The organism is Zhongshania sp. (assembly GCF_047636175.1).
Lineage (GTDB): Bacteria > Pseudomonadota > Gammaproteobacteria > Pseudomonadales > Spongiibacteraceae > Spongiibacter.
The window spans coordinates 42,428-60,364 of record NZ_JBLIKC010000009.1; the positions used below are offsets into that span (position 1 = coordinate 42,428).

The window sequence follows — 17,937 nt, forward strand, 5'->3', positions numbered from 1 at the left end:
ATCCGCGCAAAGTTATGCACGAACACCCGCAGCACGCAGCACAGTAGCAACGGTCTCTTTAGTTACGTCACTGCTCACCACCGATTCCCCCAAACCTTTCAATAGCACCAGACGCAACCGGCCATCCAAGACCTTTTTATCACGCCCCATGAGCTGCAAAAATTGATCAACATCCATATTTGCTGGCGGCAAAACCGGTAAGCCAACTATTTTTAGCAGCTTTTCTCCGCGGTTTAAGATATCGGAGCTCAGCCAACCCAACTCAACCGATAAAGCCATCGCCAGGACCATGCCCGCCGAAACTGCTTCACCATGCAGCCAATTACCATAGCCTTCAGCAGTTTCAATGGCGTGGCCAAAGGTGTGACCAAGGTTCAAAATAGCGCGACGACCGCCTTCCCGCTCATCCTCTGCAACCACCTCTGCTTTATTGACACAAGACCTGTACACAGCCTCAGTAAGTAAATCGCTGTCGCGACTCATCAAACCAGCAATATTTCTTTCCATCCACCCAAAAAAAGGCGCGTCACAGATTAAGCCGTATTTAATAACTTCCGCCATACCCGCCGCAAATTCACGTTCTGGCAGGGTATCTAGCAAGCTCAAGTCAGCAACCACACAATTGGGCTGATGAAATGCACCGATCATATTTTTACCAAGCGGGTGATTAACCCCTGTTTTACCACCAACGGAAGAATCAACCATCGACAACAAGGTGCTTGGAATTTGAATAAATTGTACGCCCCGCTGATAGCACGCCGCAGCAAACCCACACATGTCTCCGACCACTCCACCGCCTAGTGCGATCAAGGTTGTGCCTCGATTGTGGTTTTTCTCTATCAAAGTATCAAAAATTTGTTCGAGCGTGGCCAAGGTTTTGTAAGCTTCACCATCAGGCAGAATCACCTCACAAACCTCTTTATCGCCAAGCTGAGCTTTCAATTTGTCCAAGTAAAGTGGCGCAATAGTGTCGTTTGTCACAATACACACTTGTCTACCGGCAATGTATTTACACCAAAGATCAGCTTTACCGAGAAGATCGCGCGCTATAAAAATAGGATAGCTACGCTCTCCCAGATCGAGTTCGAGGTTTTTCATCAAAGATGTATCCGGGAAAAGATTAATATACTGACTGAGCTAGCCAGTATATCAATATTGCGCGCTCGGGTCGTCGGCGCCGAGCTTGGTACATAGCTCTTGTACGACAGATTTGGGCGTTCGGTTGTCGGTCAACACAGTATAATCTGCTATTTCCTCATATAATGGCTCGCGTAAAGCCATTAAATTACGCAGCGTGACACCCGGATCACCGGACTGCAGCAGGGGACGCTTGCGATCACGAGCAGTCCGACGAATTTGCTCATCAACAGAGGTTTTGAGGTAAATGACCGTGCCTTTAGCAACCATCAGCTTTCGGCTATCACTACGTAACACCGCACCACCGCCGGTTGAGATGATAACCTGAGTGGCATCACTCAACTCAGCTAACATAGATTCTTCACGGTCGCGAAAACCCTCTTCGCCTTCCATATCGAAAATCCACGGAATATCGACGCCACTGCGCTCTTCGATCTCGCGATCAACGTCACGAAAATCAAAATGCAAGGTATCGGCAAGTAAACGGCCTATTGTACTTTTTCCGGCACCCATAGGGCCGACCAAAAATACCGTTCCAGACTTCATCATCACAACATTAATCTACCAAACTGTCGGCCAGAATACGCGGAGTAATAAATATCAGTGTTTCCTGCTTTTCACGCGATATCGTCGTACTCTTAAATAAACGCCCTATAAATGGAATATCACCGAGGAAGGGGACTTTGGTCTCAGATGAAATATCCAACTGATCATATACACCACCTAATACAACGGTCTCACCGTTGCTGACCAAGACCCGAGTTTTAAGCTCGGTGGTGTCGATAGTCGGTACTTGCCCGCCGAAACCAGTGGCTATAACTAAGGAGCCAATCGAATCCTGGTTAATCGTTAAGTCCATGATAATACGATCGTCGGGGGTAATAATAGGCGTGACGTCCAGTTTTAGAACAGCCTCTTTAAAGGCGATCGTAGTCTCGCCACTAGCAGAAGACTCTGGATACGGAATTTCAGTACCTGATTTGATAATGGCTGGCTCTTTATCACCGGTCACCACCCTTGGCTGCGATACAATCTCACCGCGACCTTTAGACTCTAGCGCAGATAACTCTAAGTTTAAAAGGACGTCCGAGCTAATGAAGCCAAGCGCAAACGAACCCGCAGCGCCCGATACGCCCAAATCAGTCACTAAACCTGGTACCGCAGTATATGTCGGGGAACCCGCAGCCAAAGCGCTTAAGTAATTATTCTGAGTGGCTTGATCGCTAGCGATATCACCGTTTGCAGAGTAGACCTTGTTGCCGTCAGCTTTAACATAAGCACCACCCCACTTCACACCGAGCGAACGGTCAAAGTCAGAGCTGGCACGTACAATTCTCGCCTCTATTTGAACCTGGCGGACCGGCACATCAATTAACGCGATCAAGCGACGAAACTCTTCTAAACGCTCTGCGGTTTCGGTGATCAATAAAGAATTTGTGCGCTCATCGACGATAACCTTGCCTCGGGGCGACAAAATACTACCGGTTGAGTTCTCGTCTTCTGAACCATTTCCGTTTCTACTTGGCCTAAACAGCTTGAATAATTCTGCTGCATCAGCATAGCGAACACGAATAAACTCACTTTGCAGCGGCGCAAGCTCTTCCACCTGTCTCTGAGCTTCAATTTCCTGACGCTCACGCTCCGCTATTTCCGCGGCAGGCGCCACCATTAATACATTACCAACCTGTCGCTTATCTAAGCCCTTGGTTTTTAATACCAACTCCAACGCCTGATCCCAGGGTACATTTTGCAAACGCAGAGTGATATTGCCCTTTACCGTGTCGCTGGCAACTAAGTTTAATTCGGTAAAATCAGCTATAAGTTGGAGTACCGAGCGAACTTCAATATCCTGGAAATTCAAGGACAGTTTTTCACCAACAAAGACAAACTCACGACGACGATCTTCCAGCTCTTTTTTCGTTAGCCGTTTAACACTAACAACGTACTCAGTATCAGTCTGGTAGGCTAAATAGTCGTATTCACCGCTGGCCTCCAAAGCCAATTTGGCGCCCTTATCGCCCATACGCGCATCAATACTTTTCACCGGCGTCGCAAAATCGCCAACATCAAAACGGCGCTGCAAATTCTGCGGCAGGCTAACACCACCAAAATCAACTTTAATTTTTGACCCTTCAACAAACACATTTACATTCGCGTTGGCATTGGCGAGCTGAATGACTAAACGCCCCTCACCATTTTCACCCCGACGAAAATCCAAATCAGTAATACTGTTCACAGCACTTACCGCAGCCGCAGTGGAGGTTAAAGGCTTGTTATACTTCTCTTTGAGATACGCTTGGCTGCCGCCACTACCCACCTCAACAATTAATACATTCCCTTCTTGGCGCGTTTGATATGACGCCAGCTTGATCAAATTCAGCACCACGCGTGTGCGGTCACGACCTTCTAAGACTACCGCGCTGCTGGCATTATCATAGGCTAGAGGAAATTTTTTCTGCTTGAGCATATTACCCACACCCACTAAATCTAGGGCAATCCGGGCGGGCTTTTCAATCGTGTAGCCTTTCACCTCAGGCGCTGGGCCATCAAACGTTAATCGAGCCTCAAAACTGCCACCTTGCAAAGAATTAAACTGCACATCTTTTAAATTAGAGGCCATAACAGTCACTGATGCCAAGAGCAAACATATTCCGCTAAGGAGTTGTCTTCCCAGACCGCTTTGACGGCAAGGACTTTCGCACTGTATTTGCACTCGGGTATTCATGTACTTCTCCGCCTTTATATTTCTTACTTACGGACTCTCAGTTCAAGGGAGCGAGGCCTCTCAACCCAACCATCTCCGCCGGTAGAAACAATTTCCACCACTGTCAGGTAATTTTCAGCGACGCCAATGATATTTCCGAAATTACGGCCAAGATAGTTATTCTTCCGCACTCGGTGAACGCCACCATCAGGATCTTTTACTAAGGCCCACAATAGACCATCTAAGCGCACGGTTCCGACCACGGTTATAGAATCCAGCGAGAACTGTTCTAAGAACTCTTTCTCGCGCTTTAAATCAGGCCTGACATTGCCACCCGATTCAAGTCGGGCGATCTCTTTAACATCCACCGGCCGATTGAACGGTGCCCGCAAACCGGAGGCTGTATAGCTAAAGGCGCGGTAAGCTTTTAAAGCAGGGATCGGTGCAATTTGTCCAGATGGCGACGCACGCTTCTCGGCAACAAAAGCATCTAAATCGGAATATTGATTACCGCCACTGCAGGCAACAAGTAGCAATGTACCCATAACGCCTAGCACCAAACGAGAGCTCATCATTAGCTGCCTCCCCCCTGGTCTTTATATCGATAGGTCTTGGCCGTTATCGACATAGTTTGCCGACTTAAATTGTCATCAGAATTAATAGTGTAATTGTGCAGCGTAACTATTCGTGGCAAGCCGGCAATTCCACTCACAAACGCGGCAAGATCGTGGTAGCTACCACTAACCCTGATCGCAATCGGCAATTCCACATAAAATTCTTCCACACGCTCAGACTGCAGCTGGATACTACTTATATCCAACCCGTTAGACACCGCTTTCTCAGTCATATCCTCGAGCAGACCTGGCACTTCAGTGTCGGCGGGAAGCTGACTCAAAAGAATGCCAAAAGACTCTTCCATTTCCGCCATTTGCTTCTTCAAGGGTATGAGTTTCGCGGCTTTAAACGCTTTTTTCTCAAAGTCACCTTTAAGCTTCAGCTCTTTAGTCTCAGCACTGTCTAGCTCTAGACGCAAATCTGCAATGACATAAAAATACCCACCAACGATACACAAAATGAAAACACCGACCCAGGCGCCGACCCGGATTAACTGCGGCCAAGCACCAATATTATCGGCATTGAGTTCGCTAAGGTCGAAGCTCTTCAGCTCGTCTACCAGCTCTTGCCACGCTGCCACGGCCATCGTCTCCTATTTCTCATCGTCAGGCGCAGGCGCACTGATCTTGTAGGACAGTTTAAAACTGCTCGCCTGCTCGCCATAAGCTGATGCGGCACTTACCGCCGTCAGGTTTGGATCAGCAAACCATGGTGAAGCATCTAACTTACGCATCAAGCTGGACACGCGGCTATTCGACTCTGCAATCCCCTGAGCATCAATACGTCCACCCCGGCGACTTACCGAGGTATAAAACAGGCCGTCGGGTAAGGTTCTTACCATCTCGTCAAAGACACGAACAATTAATGGTCGGGTACCCTGGAGATCTTGAATAATTGTCATTCGATCTAGTAACTGCTGGCGACGCGTTTCAAGATTTTTAATTTCCGCTACTTCTTTGTTTATTTTGTTAATTTGCCCGTTTAAATAGGCGTTTCGACCGTTTTGATGGCTGATAGCACTGTTAACCACCGACATAGCCAGCACCACCAATAATACCGCCAATAATGCGGACCCGCATAAAACTACCAAAAACTGCGTTTTAATCAGCTGGCGGCGCTCTTCACGCCAAGGCAATAGATTAATAGTTGCCATTAATCAAAACTCCTAAGCGCCAAGCCACAGGCAATTAACATCGCCGGTGCATCGCTAGTCAGCTTCATCGCGTCCACCCCCGGCGCAACAGACATGGAGGCAAATGGATTCGCTATTACCGTGCTAATCTCGACACGCTCTTCCACCAATTCTGCTAGCCCCTGCATGGCGGCCACACCGCCGGCGAGTAAAATAATGTCGACACTGCTATATTGACTAGCTGAATAAAAAAACTGCAGAGAGCGTGAAACCTGTTGAATAACTGCCTCTCGGAACGGCGCTAAAACTTCGCTATCGTAGTCATCGGAAAGCCCGCCCTGCTTTTTAGCTAAACCGGCTTCTTCCACCGTTAATCCATAGCGACGCTGGATCTCATCTGTTAACTGGCGGCCACCAAACATTTGATCGCGGGTATATATTGTTTCGCCTGCCACAATGACCGTGAGCGAGGTCATACTGGCACCCACATCTACTATGGCAACTAACGTGTTTTCGTCTGCGCCAATCTGCTGCGAAATCAGGTCATAACTCCGCTCTATCGCATAGGCTTCTACATCGACGACTTTGGGCTCAATCCCCGCAATGTCTAAAGCTTCAACGCGGGTATCGACATTGTCGCGTCGACAAGCAACCAATATCACTTCAACTTCTTCTGGGTTATTTTCAAGCTCCCCTAGTACTTCGAAGTCAAGCGAGACCTCATCCAAGGGGTATGGAATATATTGATCGGCCTCTAAAGAGATCTGTATTTCCAGCGCGTTTTCATGCATGCCCGCAGGCATGTGAAGAATCTTAGTAATGACGGCTGAACCGGGCACTGCCAAGGCTGCCCGCTTCAATTTAGACTTTGAACGCGCGTGAACTGCTCTCACAATTTCACCGACGGCCTCAACCTCGGCAATATTTTTTTCCACCACAGATTGTGCGGGCAAAGACATAACTGCGTAACTTTCTACACGATATTTTTCGCCACTACGGCTTAACTCCAGCAATTTTACGGCACTGGAGCTAATGTCTATACCTAGCAAACTGCGGGAACCGCGACCGCCAAACAAGCCATCTAGCACTGTAATTTTCCTATTTACATCGTGGACTTAGGGCGAACTCTTATATATAAGATTAAATACCAGTGTATACCAATGCGCAAATAGTTCTGAAAAAAAAGACATCGAAAATCCACACTTTTCGTTATCCTACCGTTCGAACTGTAATTTCCAAATCTATTCAAAGGAACAATATGTCCAGTAAGACGCACTATCTTCGTATTTTTGCAGGCCTAATCATCCTCGCCTGCTGCGGTGCATTGATGGTGTTTGCCACCGCATTTCTTTATATCAGTCCCAAACTACCCTCTATCGAGGCGCTAAAAGACACTCAATTACAAACCCCGCTGCGTATTTTTAGCGCCGACGGCAAATTACTTGGGGAGTTTGGCGAGAAGCGTCGGTCACCGATCAGCATTCAAGAAGTTCCCAAACTCTTCATCGATGCCTTCCTCGCAGCCGAAGACGACCATTTCTACACCCACCGTGGCGTTGATATCAGCGGTTTACTCCGAGCCGCATCCCAGTTAGTCACCAGTGGTAGCATCCAATCTGGCGGCTCTACCATTACAATGCAGGTAGCAAAAAATTATTTCCTGAGCCAAGAGCGGACCTTCACCAGAAAATTTACTGAAATCTTCCTCGCCATCGAAATTGAACGCGCACTTAGCAAAGGCGATATCTTAGAATTGTACTTAAACAAAATCTTTCTCGGCAACCATGCCTACGGTATAGAAGCTGCAGCACAAGTTTATTACGGAAAACCTATACGTGAACTAAACCTAGCACAAATGGCAATGATTGCCGGCTTACCCAAAGCCCCGTCTGCCTACAACCCCGTGGCCAACCCTTCAAGGGCAAAAGTGCGCAGGGATTGGATACTCGGTCGAATGCTTAGCCTAGGCTATATCAGTGACAACGATTATAACGACGCCATGCTAGAACCCATTAGCGCCAAGGCCCACGGCACCCAGTTCGACGTTGACGCCCCCTACGTTGCAGAGATGGTACGTCTCAATATGCTCAAGAGATTCGGTCGCTCAGCTTACGAAGAAGGCTACACCGTCATCACTACGGTAAAGGCCAATTTGCAAGAAACCGCCAATAAATCGCTTGTCGACGGGGTGATCGAATATGACACTCGCCACGGATACCGCGGCGCTGAGCGTCAATGGGTACTACCTGCCGAAATAGATCCAGAAAACCGTCGAAATCTCAGTCAAAAACTGGAAGAAATTGGTAATATTGGTCCGTGGCATCCCGCGTTGGTATTAGATGTAGCAGAAAAAAGCGCGGCAATTTTACTCCCGGGGGAGCTGCAAACCACACTTGAATGGGAGCACGGACTTGCCAAAACCGTGCGTTACATCAGCGAAGATCGCGTAAGTTACGCCGCCGAATCGGCATCAGAGCTTTTAAAGGCCGGCGACGTTATCCGCGTAAGGATGAGTAGCACCAGCCCAAGGCACTGGGAACTATCACAACTGCCCAAGGTTCAGAGCGCCTTGGTATCTTTAGACGCCGACAGCGGCGCTATTCTAAGTTTGGTTGGCGGCTATAATTACCAACGAAGTGCGTTTAATCGCGTCACTCAAGCTGAACGTCAGCCCGGCTCAAACTTTAAACCGTTTATTTACACCGCCGCGCTAGATAATGGCTTTACACCAGCAACCATTATTAACGATGCCCCCATCGTCTTTGATGACGATGCCCTGGGGAGCACCTGGCGCCCCAGCAATGACAACGGTCGATTTAATGGACCGATGCGACTGCGTCAAGCGCTATACCTATCTCGAAATTTAGTTTCTATCAGAGTATTACGCGATCTTGGCATACGCAAAGCGATTAACTATGTTGGCCGCTTTGGTTTCGATCCAAGTAAACTCCCCAGAGATCTATCCCTAGCGCTGGGAAGTCACTCGCTAACCCCGCTAGATATCGTAAGTGGTTACGCGGTTTTTGCGAATGGCGGCTACAAAATCTCACCTTACCTCATCGACCGGATTATCGACCGCGACGGCAATACCATTTACCGCGCAGACCCAGACATTGTGTGCCGCAGCTGCATTGAGGAAGACAGCGCCCAAGCTCTTAGAAGCGTCGAAGCCGATACTCTTGATGACATTATTTCTGCCGGCGATGATGCCTTGCAGCCGCGGCTCGCCAAGCGCGTACTTAACGAAGAGGTCGCCTTTCTTATTGATAGTATTTTGCAGGATGTCATTACTCGAGGTACCGGCCGCAAAGCCTTAGTTTTAAAACGCGGGGATGCCGCAGGTAAGACCGGCACCACCAACGGCCCAACCGATGCTTGGTTTTCCGGTTACAGCGGCGGCATTGTGACCTCAACATGGGTGGGCTTCGATCAAAACCTTAATCTCGGTCGCCGCGAATACGGCGGGTCTGTGGCGCTACCCATCTGGATCGATTATATGCGCGAGGCCCTAAAAGGCGTCCCTGAACGCCAACTTAAACAACCTGACAGTATTATTTCTGTTCGCATCGATCCAGATACCGGCAGCCTCGCTCGCCCCGGGCAAAGCAACGCCATTTTTGAATACTTCAGAACGGACAATGCGCCCAGTGAAGACCTCAATCAAGCGACTAATCCCTACGGTTCCGGTAGCGACGACCCCATAGAAATTTTCTAAAGAGATTTAAGCTCCGCCGAGGTTGAGCTCGGCGAGGTTTATTCTTTATATCGCCTCTAAAGCTTCCGCCAAGGTTTTCACGCCAGTCACGGTCATTCCTAAATCGCCGCGCGGCATATTGCCGTGGGGCACAATAGCGCGCCTAAAACCATGTTTCCTCGCTTCTTGTATACGCTCCTGCCCACTCGGCACCGGTCTAATTTCGCCAGACAAACCAACCTCGCCAAAAACCACCAAGTCCTCAGGAAGAGGCCGGTCACGAAAGCTGGAAACAATGGCAAATAACAAGGCCAAGTCCGAGCCCGTTTCTAGCACCTTAATGCCACCAACAACGTTCACAAATACATCCTGGTCACCGACTTGCAAGCCACCATGGCGATGCAATACCGCCAGCAGCATCGCCAAGCGATTTTGTTCCAAACCCACCGCTACTCGGCGCGGATTACCAAATCCAGAGCTATCTACCAGCGCCTGAATTTCTACCAAAAGGGGTCTGGTTCCCTCCCAAACCACCATGACCGTGCTGCCTGATGTCACAACATCGCCGCGATTCAAAAATATTGCCGATGGATTTTTTACCTCTTTCAACCCTAGTTCAGTCATGGCAAACACACCGAGTTCATTCACCGCGCCAAAGCGGTTCTTACTTCCTCGCAAGGTTCGATAGCGACTATCACTACTGCCCTCCAACATAATCGAACAATCGATAATGTGCTCCAACACTTTTGGTCCGGCTAAGCCGCCGTCTTTGGTCACATGGCCAACCATAATCAGCACGGTGCCAGTCTCCTTAGCAAATCGGGTCAAGGCCGCCGCACACTCTCGCACCTGCGACACACTGCCCGGCGCAGAGCTCACATCGTCGCTATGTAGCACCTGTATAGAATCGACTACCAAGACCTTGGGCTTATTCGCTGCCGCCTGGCTAAGCAATCGGTGAAGGCTGGTTTCTGCACATAATTTTAAGGTGTGGGCCTTTAAGCCTAAGCGTTGCGCCCGCATTGCAATTTGTGGCAGAGACTCCTCACCCGTTGCATATAAACATTCACAGTGCGCTGCTAACCTGCATAGCACCTGCAGCAACAAGGTGCTCTTACCCGCCCCAGGGTGCCCACCCAAGAGCACCGCCGACCCCGGCACCAAGCCGCCTCCGAGCACACGATCAAACTCATCAAAGCCAGTAGACTGTCGCGGCAAAGCCTCAATACTGACATTCGCCAGCATCTGTACTTCACCACCCACGGCGCCAGCGTAGCCTTGCCGCGACGACGTAATTTTAGTCGAGCTTGCCGGCCCTAGCCGTATTTCCGACAAGGTGTTCCAAACCCCGCAATCCTGACACTGCCCCTGCCACTTATTGTGCTCAGAGCCACAATCTACACATACAAACGCTGTTTTTTGTTTTGCCATAAAACCACCTAAAATGCCCTTTACCTTTTCATTAACGTGCCAATCATTGATGGAAGCCTATTCGCCCTGACACAGAGCTGACAGCCGACCCACCAACACCGTACAATGACTCGCTATTATCAGAGTACCTGAGATGTCAGCCGCACTTGTAGAACGCCCATTGCTTGTCTCTCCCTCCCTCGCCGCCACTTTGGGGCTAGAGGCCGCACTGCTATATCAACTACTCGCCGAATGGTTGCCTTTACTCACCGGTAGAGAAAGCCAAGGACAGCACTGGTTTCTCATTGATAAAGACCAGCTCGTGAAACAATTACCATTCTGGGATTTAAGCAAGATTGAAGATGTCTTGCGTACTCTCCATGACCAGGGGCTCATTATTATCGGCGCAGCCTTAATGAGCAACGCACAAAATGTTCGCCTCGCGTTACCGCGACACCAACAACCAGAACAAGTGGCTAGCAGCAACCAAGCTCTGAAGACAGCACCATTGAGCACTCAGCAACATCACATTGCGAAACCACTGACCGCAAAGCCGACAAGCGCGCCACCGAGTCACCCTGTTCCCGGCAATAATATTATTCCCGCCGAGTGGTTACCCGATAGAGCAGGCCTGGATTATTTAACCCGGTTTAATCAAGTAGATCCCGCCTTTATTACCGCCGTGCTGCCCGAGTTTATCGCCCACTACCGAGAAACCGGTGAGACCCGGAGCTCCTGGAATAGCGCCTTCAGCCAATACGTAAGTCGACGCTGGAAAAAACGGCAATATGCAAAAATTGAAGAGTCTCGCACCCAGCCCATAAATGATAGCTGGAAGCCAAGCCACGACGCCTTAGAGATATTGGAACGGGACCATGTCAGTCGTCATTTTATTGAAGATGCTATTCCCGAATTTATCTTGTATTGGCGCGAGCGTGGCACCCCGGACAGCAACTGGAATTCACGCTTTATACAGCATATTCGTTTACAGTGGGCGCGTTACACCAATACGGTCAGCAATGAGAACGAGGTTGCACCTATTAAATCAGGCTGGCAACCCAATGATGCGGTATTTGATATCTTTCATATGGCCCGCATTGACCCTGAATTTGCCAGAGCACAGGTGGCCGAATTCATATTGTTTTGGCAAGACAGCGGCACCGCCCACCGCTCTTGGAACACAAAATTTCTCCAACATGTAAAATACCGTTGGGCACACAGTCATCAACTGGGGCAGAGCAATGCACGACAGCAACAAGCTACTGGAACAAACCAGAAGGCAACTGGCTTCATCGAAAAACACACCGACCGCAGCTGGGCAGACGAACTCTGAGCCCGAACCGGATAGAGATGCGGTAATCGATGCGCTAAACCGCATGTTTGCAGAATTTGAATTGGTCTACCACAACCAGTACAACAAGGCATTTTCCAATCCTGAAAAACTCAGTTATGCCAAAAAACTGTGGTTCAGTAATTTAAGGCATATTCAGCCAGATCGCATTGTTGCCGCCACCCACCGTGCTATTCGTGAATCGGAGTTTTTGCCCACAATCAAAGGTATTCTTAAATACTGCGAACCGAACAATAACGAACTCGGCCTGCCAGACAGTCACAGCGCCTACTTAGAAGCCTGCCGTGCACCTCAACCAAAAGCCGAGTACCACTGGTCGCATCAAGCGGTATACCACGCAGGGCGAGCCAGCGACTGGTTTTACCTAGCTGGCACCGTCGAACATAGTGCCTATCCGGTCTTTCGCCGTCATTATGAAGGTATTTGCGAGCGTGTAAAAAACGGGGAGACCTTCGTCATGCCATCACAAAAGGCAATACCCGAAACCATTAGCAAACCCCTTTCTCCCGACGAACAGCGTCAACGCATGCAGAAAATGCGCGATGAATTGGATATTTAGTACGCACCTTATCTCTTAAATCTAAACACGTGAATGCAATCGTGCAGGGCGCCCGCGCAAGCGCTACAATAGTGCCCTCTCAAACCAGTCCAACGCGGCTGATGATAAAGAACAGGCAAATTTATGGCAGACGATAAAACCACCCACTTTGGCTACAAAACAGTAGATAGTAACGATAAGGTCAAGATGGTCGCGGGCGTCTTCCATTCCGTTGCCGCCAAATACGACCTGATGAATGACCTGATGTCAGGTGGCGTTCATCGGCTATGGAAGCGCTTTACTATTGAACTTTCGGGTGTGCGCAGCGGAAATGCCGTACTCGATATTGCCGGCGGCACCGGCGACCTAGCAGCCAAGTTCAGCCGCTTGGTTGGCCCTAATGGCCGCGTTGTTCTTGCCGACATTAATGATTCCATGCTCACTGTTGGCCGCGAAAAACTCACCAATAAAGGCATCGTTGGCAACATTGAATACGTCCAAGCCAACGCCGAGTGCCTACCGTTTCCCGACAACAGCTTTGATTGCATCACCATTGCATTTGGTCTGCGGAATGTCACCGACAAAGACGCCGCACTGCGCTCAATGAACCGCGTTCTTAAACCAGGTGGCAGACTTTTAGTCTTAGAGTTTTCTAAACCAGTTAACCCCGTCGTTGCCAAACTTTACGACCGCTACTCCTTTGACATTCTACCCAAAATGGGGCAGCTGGTTGCCAATGACGAAGACAGCTATCGCTATTTAGCTGAAAGTATTCGCATGCACCCAGATCAAGAAACACTCAAAGGTATGATGACCGAGGCCGGTTTTGTCGACGTTCGCTACCATAATATGACTGCCGGCGTTGTCGCCGTGCACCGAGGCGTCAAGCCGTGATTCCACCGGTCCTGCAAAGCGCTGCTTTATCTAGCCTAGAAAATTTAGTCAACAAAGCCTTGCAGCTTGATCCGGCCACCAGTGCCAAATTACAGGCACTTAACGGACAGCGCTTTTCGTTAGAACTTAAAGAACCTGACCTCAATATCGGCATCGGCATTAGCGGCAAACGCCTGCGAATCTTAGGGCAGCACAATGATGAGGTCACAACTCGACTGAGTGGGCGCTGGAGCGAATTCGCCAAGGTGGCGACTGCCACTGATCCCGCCGCCGCACTTATTAATGGTGATATCAGCATAAGTGGCGACACCGGTCCATTATTAGAATTACGCAAAATTCTCGCCGAATTAGACCTCGATTGGGAGCAGCCCCTGGCAGATGCCTTCGGAGACGTCGCCGCGCACCAACTCGGCAATGGTCTGCGCGCAGGACAGCGCTGGTTCAGCAGCACTCGCGCAAACTTACATCGCCAATTTAGTGAGTTTATTGTGGAAGAAAGTCAGCTTGTGCCCCACCCCTGTCAGGCTGATGATTTTTACAGCGAGGTCGACGAGCTGAAAGTTCGCAGTGAGCGCTTAGAAGCGAAAATCCGGCGCTTGCAACAACGCATAGCCACATCTAATAAAAACTAAGGACATGAATATGGGGCTGCGTCGCCTTGTCGCTATTTGCTGGATTATTTGTCGATACCGCTTAGATACATTGATTCCCGCCGAAAAATTACCGCTGCGAGTTCGCCTTTTGTTGCGCTGCGGGCCATGGCGATTATTTCCCCGCCGGCACCATAGCAGCGGCGAACGGCTGCGCTGCGCACTGGAAAATTTAGGTCCCATATTTATTAAATTCGGGCAGGTTTTATCGACACGGGGCGATCTCCTGCCAGACGATATTTCTGAAGAGCTAGCTAAGCTGCAAGATCAGGTCCCGCCGTTTGCCAGCGAGGTGGCGGTTGCTGCCATTGAATCGGCGCTGGGCAAACCGATAACGGAATTATTTGCGGCCTTTGATCACGAGGCATTGGCCTCTGCCTCGATAGCACAAGTCCACACCGCTACGTTGCACAACAATATCGACGTCGTGGTGAAAGTAGTGAGGCCCGGTATAGAACGCACCATTGCAGCAGATATTCGCCTACTACAAACTATTGCTGTTCTTGTTCAGCGCTACGTCCCTGACGGCCGCCGGCTGCGCCCCGTCGAGATTGTCGAAGATTATCGCCACACTATTTTCGATGAGCTCGATCTTAAACGCGAAGGTGGCAATACGTCTCAGCTGCGACGCAACTTTAAAGACTCTGAGGTCCTTTACGTACCCGAGGTATATTGGGACTACACTCGCCGCAATATACTAGTGATGGAGCGTATCCACGGCACGTCCGTTACCGATATTCAATCCCTACGCGAGCAGGGAACCGACATGAAAAAACTCGCCGAACGCGGTGTTGAGATATTTTTCACGCAGGTGTTTCGCGACAGTTTCTTTCATGCAGACATGCACCCCGGTAATGTTTTTGTGGCGCACAATCGTCCGGCATCGCCACAATATATTGCCATTGACTGCGCTATCATTGGCAGCTTAAGTGATTTTGATCAATATTATTTAGCACGCAATCTACTCGCTATTTTTCAACGCAATTACCGCGAAGTGGCAGAGCTACATGTTGAATGCGGCTGGGTACCACCGGAAACTCGCGTTCACGAATTTGAGGCCGCTATCCGCAGTGTCAGCGAGCCAATATTCGAAAAGCCACTCTCTGAAATCTCTTTCGGTAAATTGCTGCTCAACTTATTTCAAACCGCGCGACGTTTCGATATGGAAGTTCAGCCGTCGCTAGTCCTATTACAAAAAACCTTATTGAACATCGAAGGTTTAGGCCGGCAGTTATATCCGCAGCTGGATTTATGGGCGACAGCAATGCCGTTCCTAGAGCGCTGGGTGCGAGATCGCTATTCACCACAAAACATGTTGAAGCGCGTTAGCCATCGCCTACCCGGCTGGTTAGAGCAACTCCCGCACCTGCCAGAAACTCTGCTGGAGCGCGGAACACCAAGCAAGCACAACGCCGGCGATGATCTTCATCATAAAAACCAGCTCGGCCTTATTGTTCGCGAGCAAGCGGCCCGCGCCCGGAATCAGCGCATCGCCATCGTCGCACTGATATGTGCCGCAGTCATTGCAAACTCCGATTCAAGACAGGTATTGCAAGACTTACCCGACAGCAGCATCGCGCTATTCGGTATCGCTTTCTATTTCTTTATCCGCAGTCGCTAAGGTAAAGTAATACCCTCACAAAAAAACAATGTTGTGCCAATAAATGAATACTGATTTTCTCCAACACATCAAATGGAATAACGACGGTTTGGTGGCAGCTATTGCGCAAGACTCCAGTAGCGGACGCGTATTGATGATGGCGTGGATGAATGCTGAGTCTTTGCAGCTCAGCGTTAATAGTGGCGACGCCGTATATTGGTCGCGCTCGCGAGCAAAATTGTGGCGCAAGGGCGAAAGCTCTGGAAACGTACAAAAAATTCATGCCATGGAGCTTGATTGCGATGGCGACGCCCTGTTACTTCACGTCGAGCAGCTCGGTAATATCGCCTGCCATACGGGTCGCCAAAGCTGCTTCTACCGCAGACTTAATAGCGGTGATTGGCAAACTACCGAAGCCGTATTAAAAGATCCGGCCACCATGTATCAAAACGTAGATAAATCATGACACAGTCTATTCTGGAACAACTCGATGCCGTATTATCTTTACGCAAAGCCGGCGACCCCGACAGCTCATATGTCGCCGGCTTACACTACAAAGGCTTAAACAAGATCCTTGAAAAAGTGGGCGAAGAAGCTGTAGAAACGGTACTAGCAGCAAAAGATGCCGAGCTTGATGGTGACAATAGCAAGCTTATTTATGAAACCGCCGACCTTTGGTTTCATAGCTTGGTTATGCTTTCACATCTGGGCGGCAACCATCAGCAGGTGCTCGATGAACTCGCGCGTCGTTTTGGACTGTCGGGATTGGACGAAAAAGCGGCTAGAGACAATCAGTTTTAATTCAATCTGAATTAAAATAAATAACGAATGAGGAATATATTATGGGCTTAGGTGGCATTAGTATCTGGCAACTCTTAATCATCCTCGCCATAGTGGTTTTACTCTTTGGTACTAAAAAGCTTAAAGGCATGGGCGGCGATCTTGGCAGCGCATTAAAAGGCTTTAAAGACAGTATGCAGGGTGATGACGACGCAAAGAATATTGAGAAGAACGTACAGGAAGACGCCGATACTGCTCAGCATACTGAGAAAAAAGACGAGTCCAAGCTATAAATGTTTGATATTGGCTTTGCTGAACTGCTGATCACTGCAGTTCTTGGCCTGCTAATCCTTGGCCCGGAACGCTTACCCGGCGCCATTCGAACAGGCTCGCTTTGGCTGGGAAGACTGCGTCGCAGTTTTAACGACATTCGCGCCGAAATAGAAAAAGAAGTCGGGGCAGACGAAATTCGTCGCCAACTTCACAATGAGTCCGTGCTCGCCTCCCTCAAAGAAACCAAAAACTCGATAAGCAACGATATTAATCAGGCTAGTCAGCAGATTTCAGAGATAGCGAATACTATTCATTCCGAGCATAGCAATGACCCACCCGCTGCCGAGCCTGAACACAATACAAGACCAGCGGAATCGCCGGCTGCTAACGACCAAGATAACAAACCATGAGTAATGCAGAACAAGATCAAGGCCAGCCACTACTCGCTCATCTGACTGAGCTACGTGACCGCCTGTTACGTATTGTTTTAGCCGTGCTCGTCTGCACCCTGGCCTTATTCCCCTTCGCCAACACGATTTATAGTTTTGTTGCTGAGCCCATGCAGCGCTTGTTGCCTGAAGGCACAAGCATGATCGCGACTGAGATCGCGTCAACATTCCTCACCCCGTTTAAGCTGGTGTTGGTGTCGGCGTTCTGCTTGGCGATGCCGGTCATCTTGCACCAAGTATGGCAGTTCATTTCACCAGGTATGTACCGCCACGAAAAACGCATAGCGGCGCCCCTGCTAGCCTCTAGCGTGGTGTTATTTTACGCTGGCCTTGCCTTTGCCTATTACGTGGTATTTCCGCTGGTATTTGGCTTTTTCAGTGGCATCACCCCTGAAGGCGTGAACTATACACCGGATATCTCGCGCTTCCTCGATACCGCCCTAAAGCTGTTCTTAGCCTTTGGAGTGGCTTTTGAGATTCCCATAGCGACAGTGCTGGTCATCTCATCCGGCGTCATTACTGCCAATGAGCTAGCTGCAAAACGCCCTTACATTATCATCGCCTGCTTTGTTGTAGGGATGCTGCTGACACCGCCAGATGTCATCTCGCAAGTATTACTGGCTGGACCGATGTGGTTGCTATTTGAAATTGGAATAGTTTTTGGCAGGCTGGTCAAGAAGACAAGGGCTAATAGCGACGAGCAGCAATAG

Annotated in this window: 19 protein-coding genes; 11 read left to right on the forward strand and 8 right to left on the reverse strand. The window is 49.5% G+C overall.

Going from position 1 to position 17,937, the window contains the following annotated elements; all coding sequences use genetic code 11:
• Nucleotides 1-12: 12 nt before the first annotated feature.
• Genes aroB through ACI955_RS07045 form a run of 7 tightly spaced genes read right to left on the reverse strand, consistent with a single transcriptional unit; the run spans nt 13 to nt 6,676 of the window.
• A complete protein-coding gene (gene aroB, locus ACI955_RS07015) occupies nt 13-1,098 on the reverse strand; it encodes a 3-dehydroquinate synthase (RefSeq protein ID WP_415243026.1) in 1,086 nt (361 codons plus the stop codon).
• Between the two features lie 51 nt (nt 1,099-1,149).
• Entirely contained in the window at nt 1,150-1,686 is a 537-nt protein-coding gene (gene aroK, locus ACI955_RS07020; protein ID WP_415243027.1) for a shikimate kinase AroK, read from the reverse strand.
• A gap of 7 nt (nt 1,687-1,693) precedes the next feature.
• Nucleotides 1,694-3,862: a type IV pilus secretin PilQ gene (locus ACI955_RS07025; protein WP_415243028.1), complete on the reverse strand. Its 2,169-nt coding sequence runs from the start codon at nt 3,860-3,862 to the stop codon at nt 1,694-1,696.
• Nucleotides 3,863-3,885: 23 nt separating this feature from the next.
• Nucleotides 3,886-4,416: a pilus assembly protein PilP gene (locus tag ACI955_RS07030; protein WP_415243029.1), complete on the reverse strand. Its 531-nt coding sequence runs from the start codon at nt 4,414-4,416 to the stop codon at nt 3,886-3,888.
• A complete protein-coding gene (locus ACI955_RS07035; protein ID WP_415243030.1) occupies nt 4,416-5,036 on the reverse strand; it encodes a type 4a pilus biogenesis protein PilO in 621 nt (206 codons plus the stop codon). Before ACI955_RS07035 ends, ACI955_RS07030 begins: the two co-directional genes overlap by 1 nt.
• A gap of 12 nt (nt 5,037-5,048) precedes the next feature.
• Nucleotides 5,049-5,609, reverse strand: coding sequence for a PilN domain-containing protein (locus ACI955_RS07040; RefSeq protein ID WP_415243031.1), 561 nt, complete (start codon nt 5,607-5,609; stop codon nt 5,049-5,051).
• The gene (locus ACI955_RS07045) at nt 5,609-6,676 is read right to left on the reverse strand and encodes a pilus assembly protein PilM (protein ID WP_415243032.1); all 1,068 of its coding nucleotides are present in this window, start codon (nt 6,674-6,676) and stop codon (nt 5,609-5,611) included. The genes ACI955_RS07040 and ACI955_RS07045 overlap by 1 nt, the downstream gene beginning before the upstream one ends.
• Nucleotides 6,677-6,846: 170 nt before the next feature.
• On the opposite strand from ACI955_RS07045, the gene ACI955_RS07050 reads away from it, so the two are divergent.
• On the forward strand, nt 6,847-9,303 hold the full coding sequence (locus ACI955_RS07050) for a penicillin-binding protein 1A (protein WP_415243033.1): 2,457 nt from the start codon (nt 6,847-6,849) through the stop codon (nt 9,301-9,303).
• A gap of 45 nt (nt 9,304-9,348) precedes the next feature.
• Here ACI955_RS07050 and radA read toward each other — a convergent pair whose 3' ends face one another.
• Nucleotides 9,349-10,713, reverse strand: coding sequence for a DNA repair protein RadA (gene radA, locus ACI955_RS07055; protein ID WP_415243034.1), 1,365 nt, complete (start codon nt 10,711-10,713; stop codon nt 9,349-9,351).
• Nucleotides 10,714-10,846: 133 nt separating this feature from the next.
• Here radA and ACI955_RS07060 point away from each other — a divergent pair, with 133 nt between their 5' ends.
• The 10 genes from ACI955_RS07060 (at nt 10,847) to tatC (ending at nt 17,937) form a co-directional block, all read left to right on the forward strand.
• Entirely contained in the window at nt 10,847-12,025 is a 1,179-nt protein-coding gene (locus tag ACI955_RS07060; protein WP_415243035.1) for a DnaT-like ssDNA-binding domain-containing protein, read from the forward strand.
• A 43-nt stretch (nt 12,026-12,068) separates the two neighbouring features.
• Nucleotides 12,069-12,602, forward strand: coding sequence for a replication protein P (locus ACI955_RS07065; protein WP_415243036.1), 534 nt, complete (start codon nt 12,069-12,071; stop codon nt 12,600-12,602).
• A gap of 123 nt (nt 12,603-12,725) precedes the next feature.
• Nucleotides 12,726-13,475 (forward strand): bifunctional demethylmenaquinone methyltransferase/2-methoxy-6-polyprenyl-1,4-benzoquinol methylase UbiE, encoded by a 750-nt coding sequence (gene ubiE / locus ACI955_RS07070; RefSeq protein WP_415243037.1) that lies wholly within the window; start codon nt 12,726-12,728, stop codon nt 13,473-13,475.
• Nucleotides 13,472-14,107, forward strand: coding sequence for an SCP2 domain-containing protein (locus tag ACI955_RS07075; protein WP_415243038.1), 636 nt, complete (start codon nt 13,472-13,474; stop codon nt 14,105-14,107). Before ubiE ends, ACI955_RS07075 begins: the two co-directional genes overlap by 4 nt.
• A 10-nt stretch (nt 14,108-14,117) precedes the next feature.
• A complete protein-coding gene (ubiB, locus tag ACI955_RS07080; protein ID WP_415243039.1) occupies nt 14,118-15,746 on the forward strand; it encodes a ubiquinone biosynthesis regulatory protein kinase UbiB in 1,629 nt (542 codons plus the stop codon).
• Between the two features lie 43 nt (nt 15,747-15,789).
• A complete protein-coding gene (gene hisI, locus ACI955_RS07085; protein ID WP_415243040.1) occupies nt 15,790-16,191 on the forward strand; it encodes a phosphoribosyl-AMP cyclohydrolase in 402 nt (133 codons plus the stop codon).
• Nucleotides 16,188-16,526 (forward strand): phosphoribosyl-ATP diphosphatase, encoded by a 339-nt coding sequence (locus ACI955_RS07090; protein ID WP_415243041.1) that lies wholly within the window; start codon nt 16,188-16,190, stop codon nt 16,524-16,526. The genes hisI and ACI955_RS07090 overlap by 4 nt, the downstream gene beginning before the upstream one ends.
• Nucleotides 16,527-16,567: 41 nt before the next feature.
• Nucleotides 16,568-16,798, forward strand: coding sequence for a Sec-independent protein translocase subunit TatA (tatA, locus tag ACI955_RS07095; protein ID WP_415243042.1), 231 nt, complete (start codon nt 16,568-16,570; stop codon nt 16,796-16,798).
• The gene (tatB, locus tag ACI955_RS07100; protein WP_415243043.1) at nt 16,799-17,188 is read left to right on the forward strand and encodes a Sec-independent protein translocase protein TatB; all 390 of its coding nucleotides are present in this window, start codon (nt 16,799-16,801) and stop codon (nt 17,186-17,188) included.
• Nucleotides 17,185-17,937: a twin-arginine translocase subunit TatC gene (gene tatC / locus ACI955_RS07105; protein ID WP_415243044.1), complete on the forward strand. Its 753-nt coding sequence runs from the start codon at nt 17,185-17,187 to the stop codon at nt 17,935-17,937. Before tatB ends, tatC begins: the two co-directional genes overlap by 4 nt.

What these genes read in the sequence shown, in the direction of transcription:
- aroK (WP_415243027.1), bottom strand. Translation starts at nt 1,686, where the DNA reads ATGATGAAGTCTGGAACGGTATTTTTGGTCGGCCCTATGGGTGCCGGA.
- tatB (WP_415243043.1), top strand. Translation starts at nt 16,799, where the DNA reads ATGTTTGATATTGGCTTTGCTGAACTGCTGATCACTGCAGTTCTTGGC.
- ACI955_RS07060 (WP_415243035.1), top strand. Translation starts at nt 10,847, where the DNA reads ATGTCAGCCGCACTTGTAGAACGCCCATTGCTTGTCTCTCCCTCCCTC.
- ACI955_RS07025 (WP_415243028.1), bottom strand. Translation starts at nt 3,862, where the DNA reads ATGAATACCCGAGTGCAAATACAGTGCGAAAGTCCTTGCCGTCAAAGC.
- tatA (WP_415243042.1), top strand. Translation starts at nt 16,568, where the DNA reads ATGGGCTTAGGTGGCATTAGTATCTGGCAACTCTTAATCATCCTCGCC.
- radA (WP_415243034.1), bottom strand. Translation starts at nt 10,713, where the DNA reads ATGGCAAAACAAAAAACAGCGTTTGTATGTGTAGATTGTGGCTCTGAG.
- ubiE (WP_415243037.1), top strand. Translation starts at nt 12,726, where the DNA reads ATGGCAGACGATAAAACCACCCACTTTGGCTACAAAACAGTAGATAGT.
- ACI955_RS07040 (WP_415243031.1), bottom strand. Translation starts at nt 5,609, where the DNA reads ATGGCAACTATTAATCTATTGCCTTGGCGTGAAGAGCGCCGCCAGCTG.
- ubiB (WP_415243039.1), top strand. Translation starts at nt 14,118, where the DNA reads ATGGGGCTGCGTCGCCTTGTCGCTATTTGCTGGATTATTTGTCGATAC.
- aroB (WP_415243026.1), bottom strand. Translation starts at nt 1,098, where the DNA reads ATGAAAAACCTCGAACTCGATCTGGGAGAGCGTAGCTATCCTATTTTT.
- hisI (WP_415243040.1), top strand. Translation starts at nt 15,790, where the DNA reads ATGAATACTGATTTTCTCCAACACATCAAATGGAATAACGACGGTTTG.
- ACI955_RS07030 (WP_415243029.1), bottom strand. Translation starts at nt 4,416, where the DNA reads ATGATGAGCTCTCGTTTGGTGCTAGGCGTTATGGGTACATTGCTACTT.
- ACI955_RS07090 (WP_415243041.1), top strand. Translation starts at nt 16,188, where the DNA reads ATGACACAGTCTATTCTGGAACAACTCGATGCCGTATTATCTTTACGC.
- ACI955_RS07065 (WP_415243036.1), top strand. Translation starts at nt 12,069, where the DNA reads ATGTTTGCAGAATTTGAATTGGTCTACCACAACCAGTACAACAAGGCA.
- tatC (WP_415243044.1), top strand. Translation starts at nt 17,185, where the DNA reads ATGAGTAATGCAGAACAAGATCAAGGCCAGCCACTACTCGCTCATCTG.
- ACI955_RS07050 (WP_415243033.1), top strand. Translation starts at nt 6,847, where the DNA reads ATGTCCAGTAAGACGCACTATCTTCGTATTTTTGCAGGCCTAATCATC.